We start from the raw sequence: 15290 nt of genomic DNA on the forward strand, positions 1-15290 counted from the left end.
CAATGATAAAGCTTCAACAACTTTGCAAAACCTATCAGATGGGCGACGCCTGTGTGCGTGCGCTCGATGAAGTCAGTTTCGACATTCAAGCCAATGAATTTGTGGCCATCATGGGGCCATCGGGTTCAGGCAAGTCGACGCTGATGAATATCATAGGCTGCCTGGATAAACCCAGCAGTGGCAGTTACCTGCTCAATGGCGAAGAGGTGGGACAACTGGATGATGATGCCTTGTCTGCGGTGCGTAACCGCCAGATAGGTTTCGTGTTCCAGAGTTTTCACCTCTTGCCGAGACTCACGGCGCTGCAAAATGTGATGCTGCCGCTGAGATACAGTCCTGAGGGGCAGGGCGATGAAACCCACGCCATAGAATTACTGAGGCGTGTCGGGCTCGGAGAGCGACTGGATCACAGACCCAACCAACTCTCGGGCGGTCAGCGTCAGCGGGTGGCGATAGCTCGCTCCCTGGTCAATCGCCCGGCCATTTTGTTGGCCGATGAGCCCACAGGGGCGCTGGACAGCAAGACTTCGCTTGAGATCATGGCGCTGTTTACCGAGCTGCATGCCGCAGGGCAAACCATTATTCTGGTGACCCACGAAGAGGAAGTGGCCGCTTACGCCCAGCGGGTTATCCGCATGCGTGATGGTTGCCTGCAGAGTGACAGGAGGGCTAATGCGGCCTGATTCTCTTTTACTGTTGAGCCTGGCGGTCTCTGGCCTGGCTTTTTCAAGCTTGGCTGTTTCAGAAATTGCTATACCGGCAACGGCTGCTGCCGGCTCGCCCTCTTCTTCATTCGGGGCGCCAGGGGGCAAGGGAGCGGATGCCAAGTCGCAGCCCGCCGCGCAGCTGCTACTGACAGGTAAAGTCAGTTCCGCCAAGTCGCAGACCTTCAGCGTCCCTAAGGCCGGTGATGCCTGGCGCTATCAAATTCAGTGGATGTTACCCGAGGGCTCTTTGGTCTCTTCCGGGCAAGTGGTGGTGGTGTTTGACAAGAGTCAGGTGGCCAACCAGATAGAACAGTTGGAAGCCAGCATGCTCAGGGTGTCGGCGCAGGAGCAGAGCCAGTCCATAGAGCTCAAATCCAAGGTATTGCAAGCCAGGTTCGAGCTGAAAAAGCAGTTACTGGAGCAGGAAAAGGCGCAACTGGTAGCGGCCGTGCCGGCAGATTTTATCGCTGCCAAGGAATACGCCGACAATCAGTTCAAGCTGCTGCAGCTAAATGCTGAGGTGACCAAGGCCAAGCAGGCTCTGGCCGAAGCCTTGGATACCGAGAAGGCGACTCTGGCACAGCTGAAGATTGACAAGGAAAAGGCGGCGCTCGAGCTGGCCCAGGCCTTCAAGGACTTGGACAGCCTGGAGCTGAAAGCCGAAATTGCTGGCCCCTTGCTGCTTGGGCGTGAGCCTTGGAGCAATAAAAAATTCGAGGTGGGGGATACGGTGCAAGTGGGGCGACAAATCGCCACAGTACCTGCTATGGAGGATCTGGAGGTGATCGCCTGGGTCAATGAGGTGGATGTAGATCGCCTGAAATCCGGGCAAGCCGTGACCATGCGTCTGGATGCGGAAATTGAGCGCGCCTTTCCCGGACAAATTGCCAGTATCGGTCGCCAGGCCATCAATCTACCGGCCTGGGGCCGCAGTAACTGGTTTGAAGTCGGGATCCGTTTCAAGGCGCCTGAGGATATCGCCATGATCCCCGGCATGAGTGTGCTGGTGGAAACCGGAGGCAAACATGAAGCGCTTTAGTTTAGCCTGGCTGGCACTGCTTGCGCTGAGCGCCTGCAGTGATGGGGTGAGCACTCAGGTGGTGCAAGGTCCCCTGAGTCAAAAAATAGAAGTCACCGGTGAGCTGGTGGCGGCCGATACCGTATCTTTAATGCCGCCTGTGATGCGGCGCATCTGGCAATACCAGGTCAAGCAGCTGGCGCCGGAAGGCAGCGAGGTGGAAAGCGGCGAGATGGTGGCTCAGCTGGATACCTCGGAACTGACCCAAAGGCTGTCGGTCAAATCGGCCGAGCTTGAGGCTACGGTGCAGGACTTGCAGACCTCCAAGCTGCGTAATGCCAAGAAGATGGAAGAGCTTAAGTTGCAACTGGCGGAGGCCAAAATGGAGTTGGACAAGGCCGAGCGTAAGTTTGCCCTCTCTGATGACACAGTGGCGGCGTTGGATAAAGAAAAGTACCAGCGTGACGCGGTGATCGCCCGTGACAAGGTGGCTCTGGTGCAGCAGCAACTAGTGCTTGAGGCCGAGAGCGCCCGGCAACGGGAAGCCATGCTCGACGGAGACCGGCAGAAGTTCGCCGCCGAAGTGGCGGCGCTGAAAAAGGGTATCGCCTCGATGACCTTGGTGGCGCCCCGTGCCGGTATGGTGGTCTATGGCAACGATCCTCAGGGCAACAAGCTCAAGGAGGGGCAATCTGTGTTTGCCGGTGATGTGGTGTTATCCATTCCTGATCTCGACAGCATGCAGGTCAATATGGCGATCCCTGAGGTAGAAGCCCGCAGAGTTAAACTGGGCCAGCAACTCAAGATCCGTCTGGATGCCAATCCTGATAAAGTCTTTACAGGAAAAATCAAAGAGTTGGGCGCGGTTTTTCGTAACAAAAGCCAGGAGGTTCCTCTGGTGGTGTTCGATGCGGTTGCCAGCATAGACGAGCCGGATACCGAGCTGATGCGCCCGGGAATGACCGCCAAGATCAGCATAGAAATTGCCGATGACAGCCAGCGGACTCTGGTGGCTCAGGATGCGGTGCATTACGAGGCCGGTCATCCTTATGTGCTGCTGGACGGGCTCTTGGGGGCTCGCAAACAGTCGGTGCGGGTTGGTGCCATGGGGGGCGATCAGGTTGAAATACTCTCCGGCTTGCAGGTGGGTGATGAGGTATTGCTGCCATGAAGAATCATTCGCTAATCGCTCTGGCCTTGATAACGCAGGCCTTGATAGCTTTGGCCTTGAGTGGCTGCCAACCGAGCGGCAACGATGGTGTGCTCACCATGACAGTCAGCCGCGGCGAGTTTCAGGTCAATATCCCCGCCAGCGGTGAGCTGGAAGCGGCGCAGTCCACTCCCGTTGTGGTGCCCACGGGGTTACGTGGGCCTCAGTCCCTGGCCTGGATCCAGAACAACTTTACTCAGGTCAAGGCCGGTGATGTGGTGGCCAGGCTCGATGATACCCGTGAGTCGTTTCGCTTGCAGATGGAAGCCTTCGACTTTGAGCGCCTGGCTCAGGATGCACAGATCCAGACAGAGAAAGATCTCACCTTGAGCCAGAGTTTGACTCTGGGAAGCAAGGTTACAGGTAATGAGCGGCAGTTGGCCGAGCGCTTTTTCAGTGAAGATGAGCGGGTCTACACCAAAATCGACATCATAGATCAGATGCGCAACAAGGAATATCTGGATGCCAAGCTGGACTATTTCCAGTGGGGCGGCACCCAGCACCAGGCGCAGGCCGATGCCGAGCAGGCGCTTATCAAGCTGAAACAGAAAGGCCATCAGGCCAAGATGGACAGGTATCAGGGCAATCTGTCACAGATGGAGATCATCGCGCCGCACGATGGGCTGTTTGTCTATCAGGCTGGCTGGGATGGCGCCTTTCCCGTGGTGGGTGACATGATCTGGTCCGGATTCCCCATAGGCATATTGCCGGATACTTCCGTGATGCAGGCAAGGGTCTATGTGCTTGAATCGGAAGCTGTGGGGCTCGCCATCGGCAAGCAAGCCACAGTGACTCTGGATGCCTATCCTGAGCGGCCTTTTAGCGGCACAGTGACTCAGGTCGATGCGCTGGCCAAGCCCAAAGACAGAGACAGCCCGGTGAACTATTTCCAGTTCACCATCAGCCTGGATCAAACTCTGCCGGCCATTATGCAGCCGGGAAGACAAGTGAATGCCAAGGTACAGGTGCTGGATCTCAATGATGTATTGACTGTGCCCAATCAGGCCCTGTTTCAAAAAGACGGCCGCTACTGGGTGTTTCTCAAGCAGGGCGGTGGCTTTGTGCGCCGGGATGTGACTCCGGGGCACAGGTCCCTCAACCGCACCGAAATTACCGCCGGACTCAATCCCGGTGATGTAATCGCCCTGACAACCCCACCCAAGAGGAGTCAGCTATGAGTTCGGTGATAGGGCTATGGCAAGGATTTGCCCAGGCGTTCGATGAGATGCGCCACCATAAGCTGCGTACTGCCTTGACGTTGCTGGGGATGATATTTGGTGTCGGCGCCGTTATAGCCATGCTCAGCGTCGGTGAGGGGGCCGAGCGTGAAGCCTTGAAGATGATTGAATCCATGGGGGTTCGCAATCTGGTGGTCAACAGCCGCAGCAATGACGGCGAGGCGCTGAAATCGATTCGTGAACACAGTGTCGGCCTGAGCCTGCGTGATATCGACAGTGCCAGAGACACCTTGCCTTTTATTCAGGATTGGGGCGCCGCCAAGGAAGTAAAAGTCTTCAGTCTGTTTTCCGCCGAAGGGCGCAGCGATGCCAGTGTGATGGGGGTGACTCCCAGCTATTTTGGGTTGACGTCGCTCAAGCTCAATGAAGGGCAGATTTTTACCGAGCAGGATCAAGTTTACTTTCGTCAGGTCGCCGTGTTGGGGCCAGAGGCGGCTCGCAGCCTGTTTCCCAAGGGCAACGCCCTTGGCAAGCACATCAAGATTAACCATCAATGGTTTACCGTGGTGGGTATCTTGGCCGATGCCAATCGCGGTAAGTCCAAAATCCAGGGCGTCAAGCTTGGGGGCGAGCGCAATCAGGTGTTTATTCCACTGTCGAGCGCCCTGAAAAAGATGCAGTTCAAGGCGCTTGAAGATGAGCTGGACATGATTAAGCTGTCGCTCAGGGAAGAGGTTGAGCCTTCGCTGGCGGCCAAGAGCCTGGATCATCTGTTGCAGCGCCGTCATGGCGGTGAGAAGGACTATGACATAGTGGTGCCGGCCGACCTTCTGGCCCAACATCAGAAGACTCAACAGATCTTCAATATCGTCATGGCCTGTGTCGCCGGGATCTCGCTTCTGGTGGGCGGCATTGGCATTATGAACATTATGCTGGCCACCATTTTGGAGCGCACCGCCGAGATAGGTTTGCTGCGGGCGCTGGGGGCCAGGCGCAAGGATATCGCCCGGCAGTTTTTGATTGAAAGTATCGCCATTTCGGCTACCGGCGGTCTGTTTGGCATAGTCGTAGGGCTGGGACTGGCGCTGCTTATTTCAACTGCGGCCGGTTGGCCTGTGGCTTGGTCTCCCTTTGCGATACTGCTGGCGCTCGGGGTTTGTATGAGTATCGGGGTCGGTTTCGGCCTCTATCCGGCGCAGAAGGCGGCCAAACTGGATCCCATTATTGCCTTGCAACGGGACTGACAGAGGTTTCTTTCGCCTCTGTCAGCGGCTTTGGCGCCAGGGCCGGCGCTCGTAAGGGCGTGTTCTGCAAAAGCGGCAAGGGTTAGACAGGTGCTTTATTGTCATTGTGTCGATCTTCCTCTGGATAGAAACTGTCGGCACACAGGCCCTGCCTACAACTCTGCTCATCTGTTTGATCTTGTGATTAAATATAGGAACTTAATTCATTCAAGGAAAGCGGGCAGGTCATTTCATGGATGCTTTGCAACAACACAGAGCCCGGGTCAAGCAGCAACTCTATCTATGGCATTCGCAACAACTTGTCTCGGGGGCTGCGTGGCGCAACGCCTTGGGATTACTGCCATCAGCCGGGGCCAAGCAGAGCCTGAGCTTTTTCAACCCTCTGCTGCTGGGTAGCGCTGCGCTCTGTTTTGTTTCGGCGCTTATCTGCTTTTTTGCCTACAACTGGGCTGCTTTGCCGCGCATGGGCAAGTTGGCGTTATTGGAAACCGGCTTGCTGGGCTGTTTGTTGTTGGCCTTTGCGTTGAGCCGACGGTTAAAGCCACCCCTTGCCGACAAGGCACAAGGCGCTTTGCCCTGGCTCCTGTTTGCGGCCTGTGTGTTTGTCGGCGTCTTGCTGGCCTTTATCGGCCAGAGCTATCAGCAAGGGGCTGACAACTGGCAGTTGTTTGCCGTGTGGGCACTGCTTATTTTGCCCTGGGTGGTGTTTTTGAAACTGGAAGCCGGTTATCTGCTGCTTATCTTGCTGTTGAACCTGGCCCTGTGCTTGTTACTGCAGATAACCTCATTGCCGTTTGCAGACCTGTTTAGCTTGCTGGGGGATGACAGGCTCGCTATCCCTTGGTCACTGTTTGCGCTTAATTGGCTGCTGCATCAATGCCTGCTTCGTTTTGCGCTGACAGACAAGCACGGCATCCCCCTCAGCGAGGTAACAAGCGGGCTGCTGAGTTGGAGCTTTTTGTTGTTGGCGAGTTGTTGGACGCTGTTCGACTCCTTGAGCGCACAGCAGTTTATTGCCGTCGTTCTCTACGGGGTTGTTGCCGCAGCGCTGATACGAGGCTATCACACAAGGCGTAAACTCTACGGCATGGCGCTCGGGCTTTTCGGCACGGCAGCGCTGTTTGATCTCTGGTTGCTGCGCTTGCTGTCTGAAGTACTTGATGGTGATGCCGTGGTACTGTTGTTTGCCCTGATGACGCTTTGTGTGCTGCTCAGTGCCTCAGTCGCCGCCTTGCTGCTAAAGCGCTTGCAGGCTGACTATCTGGCCACGGCACCAGAGCAACAGACCCAAAAACACAAAGATGCGACAGCCGGCACAGAGCCCAGGGAGGATGAGCAAATCGTCCCTAATGCGGGCAGCCTTTTCTGGCAACGGCTGCAGCAGGCAGGCATTGTCTCGGGGGATGTGGCACAAGAGACACCAGAGTTGCAAAGTCCCTGGTATCTCAAGGCGATGCTTATCCTGTTTGGCTGGTTAGCCGGGATCTGTTTGCTGGGTTTCATCGGCACCAGCCTGGCGTTATTGTTGGACGATATTCAGCCTGGGTTGCTGCTGAGCCTGGCGATGGCGGCATCTGCAGTGGCCTTTGGTTTGAGTCGAGGTCAAAGTGGACTGTTTATCTCTCAGTTTGCCTTGAGCTTTGCCGTGGCCGCCTTGGTGCTTTATGGCATAACCTTTGACGAGCTGCTGTTTGAAGTGGCTTCCTGGCGCTGGTGGTTGATGCTGGCCCTGGTGGCCTCGCTTCACTGGTATCTGCTGCCAGCTTATTTGACCCGGTCCAGTTGCGCGCTGCTGGCATTATTGGCCTTGATTGCGCTGCTGCAGACTCTTTCATTATTACCCTTGGTGACGCCGGCACTGCTACTGGGCTTTGTGCTGCTCTGGCGCCATGAGGCCGACTGGGGCAAGACACCGCTTCGCTGGCGCTCCCTTGCCATGGCCATGACCTTGGCGCTGCTCTTTTGTCAGACGCCGCAATTGGTTTGGCTGGAGGGAGTATGGGAGTTAAAGAGTTCCGGCATGAGCCTTGCTATGTTGCAAGGCGCGCAATGGTTACTTGAAGCTTTGCTGCTGTGGCAACTTTGGCGTTTTTTCGGCAGTCGAATGAACGCAATCCGGCATCAATTGGATGGGCGTTCGCAGGTGCTGTTGTTACTGGGACTGCTGTCGGCCTTGGTTTGGTTTTGGTGGATCCCCGGGCTTATCGCCGGCGCGTTGGTGGCGGTTTTCGGCTTTGTGCTGGCCGAGCGCTTGCTGCTCTGGCTCGGGGTCCTGGCTATGCCGGTTTACTGCGGTTATTACTATTACTCGTTGCAGCAAACCTTGTTGGAAAAATCCTTGCTGCTGATGCTGCTTGGCGTGAGTCTGCTACTGCTCTGGTTTGCGCTCAAGCCTTTGAGTGACAGGCCTGAGTGGCTGGCGGCGCAGAATGGAGGAGAGCAGTAATGAAACCCAAATTGACGCCAAAAATCATGGGGTTGTGTCTCATATGGGGGCTGCTTTGTTTGCTGGTCATCAACATTTCCGTGTGGCAGAAAGAGCAACTCTGGCAGCACGGTGAGCCCATTTTGCTTGAGCTGGCCCCGGTGGATCCCCGCTCGCTGATGCAGGGGGATTATATGCAACTCGACTATAAATTGGCCCGGCAACTGGCCAATGAGCTGCGCGCAAAAGGGCAGTTTCAGGACAATATGCAGGGCTGGCTCAGAGTGAGTCTCGACGAGCAGCAGCGCGCCGCTTTTGTGGCGTTGGAGAGTGATCCAGAGGCTCCTTTGTTGCAGCAGCAAAGACGCTTGCCGTTTAAAGTCCGTCAGGGAGAAGTGCAACTGGCGAGCCAGGCTTTTTTCTTTGAAGAGGGCCAGGCCGAGCATTTCAGCCAGGGGCGTTATGGCGAGCTGAGATTGGGCGCTGACGGGGAGCTGATGTTGGTGGGCTTGCGTGACAGTCAACTTAAGCCTCTTTGAACCTAAGAGTGGTAAGGCTGTGTTCATTAGACCACTAGAGTGACTTAGGATTTTTTACTTTTTACTCCAAGCTAACTCCTTGATAAGACTAATTAACTAACACTAAAGTTTGATAAATATTTTACATATTGCAACCTGGCTGTAACTTGTGGCCTTTATAGTGGCTGCTTCTCCGGATGCGGAGATGTGGAAATAACATTACTTATTGATAAATAAGAAAATCACTATAATCAGGATATATTTCAGGGGTCAATATGTTAACCAAGGCAAGTCTGCTTGCCCTGGCCGTGGGCAGTATTGCTGCCCAGGCTCAGGCGAGCGAGCAAGTGATCATTTCCGAGTATGTTGAAGGTTCAGGCAATAACAAGGCCATCGAACTTTTTAACGCCGGCAGTCAAGCTGTCGATCTCAGCCAGTATCAGCTGGATATCTTCTTCAATGGCAGTAGCAGCGCAGGCAGCAGCATTGCCCTGAGCGGCATGCTGGCCGCCGGTGGCACTCATGTATTGGCCGACAATGATGCCGACGCTGCAATCCTGGCATTGGCGCAGCAAACCAGCAGCGCCAGTTTCTTCAACGGTGATGATGCCCTGGTGCTGAGCCGTAATGGTGAGGTGGTCGACAGCCTGGGCCAGGTTGGGGTGGATCCCGGCTCCGAGTGGGGCAGCGGTGATGTTTCCACTCAAAACAATACGTTAAGGCGTAAGCTGGACAACTTGAGTGCGGATCTCGACCCCTTCGATGCGGTTGACCTCAGCGGTTGGGATGGTTTCGCCATCGATAATATCGACGACCTGGGGGCCTTTGGCGGTAATGCCGGCGAGCCGGGTGAACCGACAGATCCCGGTAATGGCGCCTTGGTTTGCGGCGATGCGGCTACACCCATTCATGCATTGCAGGGTAGCGGTGAGGCCAGTCCATTGGCCGGTGAAACCCTGGAAGTGGAAGCAATAGTCACCAGCAACCAGGAAGCGGGTCTCAAGGGATTGTTCCTGCAGATGGCCGATGCCGAAGCGGATGCCGATCCTTTGACCTCGGAAGGGGTGTTCCTGTACACAGGCAATAGCGCCAGTGGTTATCAAGCCGGCGACCGAATTCGAGTGCGGGCTCAGGTCACTGAATATCAAGGCCTGACTGAACTGACCAATGTCAGTGCCAAGGCCTTGTGTGCCACATCGCAACCTCTGCCGAGTGCAGCCAGAGTGAGCCTGCCGGTTAATGACAGCAGTGCACTTGAAGCCTTCGAAGGCATGTTGGTCAGCTTTGAGCAGCATCTTACGGTAAACGAAGTCTACAACCTTGGCCGTTATGGTGAGGTGTTGCTGGGTTCTAGCCGTCACTTTATCGGTACTCAGGTGGCCAATCCCGGCGCCGATGCCTTGGCGGTCACGGCAGCCAATGCCCTGGATTCCATAGTGCTTGACGATGGCCTGACGGCACAAAACCCGGATCCTGTTATCTATCCGGCCCCGGGTCTGAGCGCCGCTAACCCGCTCAGAGTCGGTGATACTGTCACAAACCTCACCGCGGTGATGCATTACGGCTTTGGCATTTACCGTTTGATGCCGGTCGATACCGTCAACTTTGTTGCCGCCAATCCCAGAGCATCCGAGCCTGAGTTGAATCGTCTCGATGCCTTGACAGTTGCCAGTTTCAACGTGCTCAACTATTTCAACGGCGATGGCCAGGGCGGCGGTTTCCCCACGTCCCGCGGCGCCGATACTCAAGAGGAATTTGAGCGCCAACGAGCCAAGATAATCGCGGCGATGAAAACCATTAACGCCGATGTCTTCGGTTTGATGGAAATCGAGAACGATGGTTTCGGCAGTAACTCGGCAATTGCCGATCTGGCCCGCGGTCTCAACGACGCCATTGGCACTGACAGCTATCGCTATCTGGCGCCACAGGTTAATCGTATTGGCAACGATGAGATCAGCGTCGGTATTTTGTATCGTCAGGACAGAGTCACCCCGGAAGGGGTTGCGGCGATTCTGGACAGCAGTAATTCGGCGCTGGATGACAATGGTCAGGTGTTGTTCAACGATGGCAAGAACCGTCCCATGCTGACCCAGAAGTTTAGCGTCAACGACAGTGAGGATAGCTTTGTGGTGGCGGTCAACCACCTCAAGTCCAAGGGCAGTGATTGTAATGCGCTGGGCGATCCCGACATGAACGACGGCCAGGGTAACTGTAATCTGACCCGAACCCGCGCAGCCATGGCGATAGGCCAGTTCCTGCAGGCAGAATATCAGGATGACAAGGTGCTGGTGATAGGGGATCTCAATGCCTACGCCAAGGAAGATCCACTGACAACCCTGGCCAATGCCGGTTACGCCGAGCTGTTTGGCGAGCTTGGTAAGCCTTCAGCATACTCCTATGTGTTCTCCGGTGAGTCGGGACAGCTAGATCATGCACTGGCCAATGAAGCCATGCTGGCCAATGTTCGTGATGTGACCGATTGGCATATCAATACTGATGAACCCAGGGTGCTGGACTATAACACTGAGTTCAAGACGCCGGAGCAACTGCAAAGTTTCTACAGCAACGATGCCTTCCGCTCATCGGATCACGACCCTGTGATCATCGCTCTGGACTTTGCCGCGGCCAATCAGGCACCGGTTGCCGAGTTCTCAGTGCAGCAAAATGGTGCCGCAGTGGCGCTTTCTAGCACTTCGAGTGATAGCGACGGTGAGTTGGTGAGCCTGGAGTGGGATCTGGGTGATGGCACTCAAGCCTTTGGCGAGCAAGTGAGCCATGAATACCAGCAAAGCGGTGTCTACCTCATCACTCTGACCGTGACTGACGACAAAGGTGCCCAGCACAGTGTCAGCCGTGAGGTAACCGTTGAGATAGCCCCTGAGCCGACCGAGCCTGTGGCGGTTATCCGTCATCTGGATCTCTGGCTGCTGCAGGTGTTTATCTCCGAGAGCTATGATCCTGACGGTTATATCAAAAAGCAACAGTGGCGCTTCAACGATGGGCGTAGATTCAACGGCCCGGTTGCCATGCGTATTGGCGGTCGTGCCAATGAAGTGACTTTGACCGTGACCGACAATGATAAGCAAAAGGCCAGCACTAGCCTTAGCTTCTAACCGCTTAAGACGAAAAACGCCCGCTGCAGCGGGCGTTTTTGTTGGTCAACTCAAAGGCTGTTTACCCTTTATCTGTTTTAGTTAGCGCTTGTTGAATAAGGCTTTCATCGCGTGATTGATTTCCGGGTAGTTGAATTCGAAACCATCGGCCTGGGCATGAACCGGTAATACAAACTGGCCTTCGGTCAGTAGGGTCGACATCTCACCCATTGCCAGTTGCAGTGCCAATGCCGGTGCCGGCAGACAAGCGGGGCGGTGCAGCGCTTTGCCGAGAGCCTTGCTGAAGTCGCGGTTGCTGACAGGCTGCGGCGCGGTGGCATTGTATATGCCGCGGCAGGCTTCATTTTCCAGCAGAAATTCAATAAGGCGCAGCAAGTCTTCGCGCATGATCCAACTCATTCCCTGACGACCATGGCCAATCGGGCCGCCAAGGCCCAGTTTGAAGGCAGGCAACATCTTGGCCAAGGCGCCGCCATCTTTGCCAAGCACTATGCCGATGCGAAAGATACAGACCCGGGTGAGTTCGGCAACCGCCAGGGCTCTTTGCTCCCATTGGGCACAGATCCTATGACTGAACTCATCATGGGGCGTGGCGTTTTCGTCTATGGGCTCCGGCCCCTGACGCCCGTAAAAACCCACCGCCGATGCGCTGAGAAAAACTTGGGGTTTCTTTTGGCTGTTGCGGACAAGCGTAGCCAACTGCTCTGTGATGTCCCAGCGGCTGTGGCAGATCCGCTGTTTCTGCTCATCGCTCCAGCGTTTGGCAACTATGGGCTCACCGGCGAGGTTGATGATGGCATCTATCTCCTCAAGCAGTCCGGGTGTTTGCAGCGAATCTATGTAACGGGTCTGTACCAGCGCCAGCTTTTGCTCGGCCGCCGCGGGGTTGCGGCTCAAAATAGTCAGCCTATGGCGTTTTGCCAGCCGCTGCGCCAGTTCTGAACCGATAAACCCGGTTGCACCTGTGAGCAGAATATTCATGCCTTCTCCCTGACTTATTGAATGTTTCTCCAGAGTATAGACTGGCTTACGCCGGTTTACGGTAGCTCAGCTGCAGTGAAACCGAGTCGGCATACCTCAAGGCATGGGGCTTGTCGATTTCAACGCTGGCGTACTCTACCCATTCATGTTCGCTGGCAATTTCCAGTACTTTCCCTGTGAGGTGCTCCAGCAGGGAGAAGCGGTTGTCCTCCACCAGGTTAATGATCGCCTTGGTAATGGTGCGATAATTGAGCGCGTGCTCCATATCATCACTTCTACGCGCCTTGTCGGCACAGTAATGGATGCAGACATTAATGATCACATCCTGGCGATTGTTGATCTCCTCTTCCTTGATACCGATAAAAGTGCGCAAGCGCAGGTTTTTAATGCGTATAATAGCTAATTCGGGTTTCATCATGTCACTACTTTTTGTTGTTGATGCAACGGCTGATTGTGACAGAGAACAACAAGGAATTTCAATTATGTCATCAGCCTATCGTCCGTCCATGGCGCTGAAAGGATTCGCTGTCATGGCCTGCCTGGTCATAGTGCTGGCTGGAATTAAGGCCGCCAGCGCCATAGTAGTGCCTTTTGTGTTATCGGCTTTTATTGCGGTTATCTGCAGCCCGGCCATCAATGCCTTGAGCCGTTATCGCGTGCCCCGCGCCCTGGCTGTATTTGTGCTGGTGGCGATTATTTTGTTGCTTGGGCTCTGGCTGGCTTCTGTGGTGGGCAGCTCCATCAACGAGTTTTCCCAGCAGTTGCCGCAATACCGATCGCAGTTGGTGGAGCAATTTGCCTGGATATTGGATAAGCTCAAGGAGCTGAATATCCACATCTCCAAGGACAAGGTGCTGGCCTATCTGGACCCCGGCATGGCCTTGTCTTTGACCACAAATACGCTTTCCGGCGTGGGCAATGTGATGGCCAACCTGTTTCTGATAGTGCTGACCATAGTCTTTATGCTGTTTGAGGCACAATCTTTGCCGCGTAAGGTGCATTTGGCGCTGGATGACCCTGATATGCGTTTGTCCCAGATTGAGCGTTTCTTGCAATCGGTGAACCAATATATGGTGATCAAGACCCTGGTCAGCCTGGCAACCGGTGTTATTGTCGGTGTCGGTCTGGCGCTGATGGGGGTGGATTATGCGCTGCTCTGGGGCGTAGTGGCCTTTTTGTTTAACTATATTCCCAATATCGGCTCTATTATTGCCGCTATTCCGGCTGTACTGCTGGCTTTTGTGCAGTTGGGCACAGCGGGTGCCGGCGCCGTTGCCGCACTGTATCTGGCGACCAACATGGTGATGGGCAATCTGATAGAGCCCAGATTTATGGGGCGTGGCCTCGGGCTGTCCACTCTGGTGGTATTCCTGTCGTTGATCTTCTGGGGCTGGCTCTTGGGCTCGGTCGGCATGTTGCTGTCTGTGCCGCTCACCATGATAGTCAAGATAGCGCTGGAATCGAGCCAGAGTGGCAGTTGGCTGGCAATCTTGCTCTCGGACGATGCCAGTATTGCCGTGCGGGAAAATGCCGATAAAGAAGCGGCAGCCGATGCCGAATAAAGGCAGAAATAAGAAGTTGAGGATTTCATGCAGTTATTTTTGGAAGCCATCACCGACCTGACACCAGGCGATGAGTGTGGCCGTTTGTTTCATGGTCGCGGTGGCCGTTATCCAGGCAGCGAGCACTTATGCCTGGATTGGTTTGCACCTGTGGTGTTGCTGACCGCCTTTAAACCACTGACGCCGGAAGAACTGGCGCTGGTTACCGAGCGTCTGCAATTACGCTGGCAAGCCTTGGGGCTTGCCCTGAATCTGGTCTATCAATACCGCGCCGCTGGGCAGACCCGCACCGAGCTCATTGCCGGCGAGATACCCGAGCCACATCTGGCCAGCGAGCTTGGCTGCCGTTATCAATTGCATCTGTTACGGGGCCAGAATCATGGTTTGTTCCTGGACATGCGAAACGGCCGCGAGTGGGTGATGGCCAACAGTGCTCAGCGGAAAGTACTGAATCTGTTTGCCTATACCTGTGCATTTTCGGTGGCGGCCCTCAAGGGCGGCGCCGATGAGGTGGTCAATATGGATATGAGTAAAGGGGCGCTCGCCATCGGCAAGCAAAACCATTTGCTCAATGGGCTTACTGCCGGCGCCCGCTTTCTGGGGCATGATATTTTCAAATCCTGGGGCAAACTTAAAAAACTCGGGCCCTATGACTTGCTGATAGTCGATCCACCCAGCAACCAAAAGGGCAGCTTTGTGGCAACCAAAGACTACCTGCGATTGCTGCGTCATCTGCCGCAACTCTTGAACCCGGGCGCCGAGCTGTTGCTCTGTCTCAATGCGCCTGAGCTGGACAGAGCGTTTTTGCAGAGCCAGGTCAGTGACGCCGCACCAGAACTTGAGTTTGTCAAACAGCTGGATAACCCACCGGCCTTTGCAGACCGGGATCCTGACAGGGCATTGAAGGTGTTGCTGTATCGCTATGAGGGAGAACCGGACTCGGATACTCAATAACTGAGGCGTTCAGAGATCAGGGATTGGCCGCCTTCTTCCAACAGGGCGGCTATGCCTTCAACATCAAAACTGCTCAAGCCGGATGCCTGATGCAATAGCCTGTCCTGGACATCCAAGGGCATCTGCATCCTTTCCATAAACATGCGCATTCCCAATATATCGCCACTGGCCAGCAGGGTGGCGAGGGTTCGTGCTTCAAAGTCGACAATATGATTCATGGCGTCGTCCTCTTGCTGATTTACGCTCCGGGGAGGCCTCCTTTAAGCAATAGCAGTTGCAGCGCCCGCCGCTAGACCCAATGTGTTTAAAAAATTTCGCCTCAGAACCCAGGGGCATATCAAACTGAAAGTCTTTCAGCACTTCCTACATAACCGGTGGAT

At 55.0% G+C, this 15290-nt stretch carries 13 protein-coding genes; 10 read left to right on the forward strand and 3 right to left on the reverse strand.

The features are described from left to right. Window positions 1-2: 2 nt before the first annotated feature. The 8 genes from CX651_RS01680 to CX651_RS01715 all read left to right on the forward strand — a co-directional run bounded on the left by CX651_RS01680 (window position 3) and on the right by CX651_RS01715 (window position 11413). Window positions 3-683, forward strand: coding sequence for an ABC transporter ATP-binding protein (locus tag CX651_RS01680; RefSeq protein WP_025887136.1), 681 nt, complete (start codon window positions 3-5; stop codon window positions 681-683). Then, complete coding sequence (locus CX651_RS01685; RefSeq protein WP_101052989.1) at window positions 673-1746, forward strand: HlyD family secretion protein; 1074 nt, start codon at window positions 673-675, stop codon at window positions 1744-1746. Before CX651_RS01680 ends, CX651_RS01685 begins: the two co-directional genes overlap by 11 nt. Further along, window positions 1733-2896 (forward strand): efflux RND transporter periplasmic adaptor subunit, encoded by a 1164-nt coding sequence (locus tag CX651_RS01690; protein WP_028780452.1) that lies wholly within the window; start codon window positions 1733-1735, stop codon window positions 2894-2896. The genes CX651_RS01685 and CX651_RS01690 overlap by 14 nt, the downstream gene beginning before the upstream one ends. Next, window positions 2893-4113 carry an efflux RND transporter periplasmic adaptor subunit gene (locus CX651_RS01695; RefSeq protein ID WP_101052991.1) on the forward strand — a complete coding sequence of 407 codons (1221 nt, stop codon included), beginning with the start codon at window positions 2893-2895 and terminating at the stop codon, window positions 4111-4113. The genes CX651_RS01690 and CX651_RS01695 overlap by 4 nt, the downstream gene beginning before the upstream one ends. Beyond that, window positions 4110-5357, forward strand: coding sequence for an ABC transporter permease (locus CX651_RS01700; RefSeq protein WP_101052993.1), 1248 nt, complete (start codon window positions 4110-4112; stop codon window positions 5355-5357). Before CX651_RS01695 ends, CX651_RS01700 begins: the two co-directional genes overlap by 4 nt. A gap of 232 nt (window positions 5358-5589) precedes the next feature. Then, on the forward strand, window positions 5590-7803 hold the full coding sequence (locus tag CX651_RS01705; RefSeq protein WP_101052995.1) for a DUF2157 domain-containing protein: 2214 nt from the start codon (window positions 5590-5592) through the stop codon (window positions 7801-7803). Further along, a complete protein-coding gene (locus CX651_RS01710; RefSeq protein ID WP_198552036.1) occupies window positions 7803-8321 on the forward strand; it encodes a GDYXXLXY domain-containing protein in 519 nt (172 codons plus the stop codon). Before CX651_RS01705 ends, CX651_RS01710 begins: the two co-directional genes overlap by 1 nt. A 254-nt stretch (window positions 8322-8575) precedes the next feature. Then, the gene (locus CX651_RS01715) at window positions 8576-11413 is read left to right on the forward strand and encodes an ExeM/NucH family extracellular endonuclease (RefSeq protein ID WP_101052997.1); all 2838 of its coding nucleotides are present in this window, start codon (window positions 8576-8578) and stop codon (window positions 11411-11413) included. An 81-nt stretch (window positions 11414-11494) separates the two neighbouring features. On the opposite strand, the gene CX651_RS01720 is transcribed toward CX651_RS01715, so the two are convergent. Both CX651_RS01720 and folX read right to left on the reverse strand, forming a co-directional pair. Beyond that, entirely contained in the window at window positions 11495-12394 is a 900-nt protein-coding gene (locus CX651_RS01720) for a TIGR01777 family oxidoreductase (RefSeq protein WP_101052999.1), read from the reverse strand. A gap of 46 nt (window positions 12395-12440) precedes the next feature. Next, on the reverse strand, window positions 12441-12809 hold the full coding sequence (gene folX, locus CX651_RS01725) for a dihydroneopterin triphosphate 2'-epimerase (RefSeq protein ID WP_096141612.1): 369 nt from the start codon (window positions 12807-12809) through the stop codon (window positions 12441-12443). A 67-nt stretch (window positions 12810-12876) separates the two neighbouring features. Between folX and CX651_RS01730 the strand changes: the two genes are divergently transcribed. Together CX651_RS01730 and CX651_RS01735 are read left to right on the forward strand one after the other, a co-directional pair. Further along, window positions 12877-13956, forward strand: coding sequence for an AI-2E family transporter (locus CX651_RS01730; RefSeq protein ID WP_101053001.1), 1080 nt, complete (start codon window positions 12877-12879; stop codon window positions 13954-13956). A gap of 27 nt (window positions 13957-13983) precedes the next feature. Then, on the forward strand, window positions 13984-14910 hold the full coding sequence (locus tag CX651_RS01735; RefSeq protein WP_025886757.1) for a class I SAM-dependent methyltransferase: 927 nt from the start codon (window positions 13984-13986) through the stop codon (window positions 14908-14910). Here CX651_RS01735 and CX651_RS01740 read toward each other — a convergent pair. Beyond that, window positions 14904-15128, reverse strand: a complete 225-nt coding sequence (locus tag CX651_RS01740) for a hypothetical protein (RefSeq protein ID WP_025886758.1) — start codon at window positions 15126-15128, stop codon at window positions 14904-14906. The two genes, CX651_RS01735 and CX651_RS01740, sit on opposite strands and share 7 nt — an antisense overlap. Between the last annotated feature and the right edge of the window lie 162 nt (window positions 15129-15290).

It is taken from the genome of Shewanella chilikensis (assembly GCF_002836945.1).
Taxonomy (GTDB): Bacteria; Pseudomonadota; Gammaproteobacteria; order Enterobacterales; family Shewanellaceae; genus Shewanella; species Shewanella chilikensis.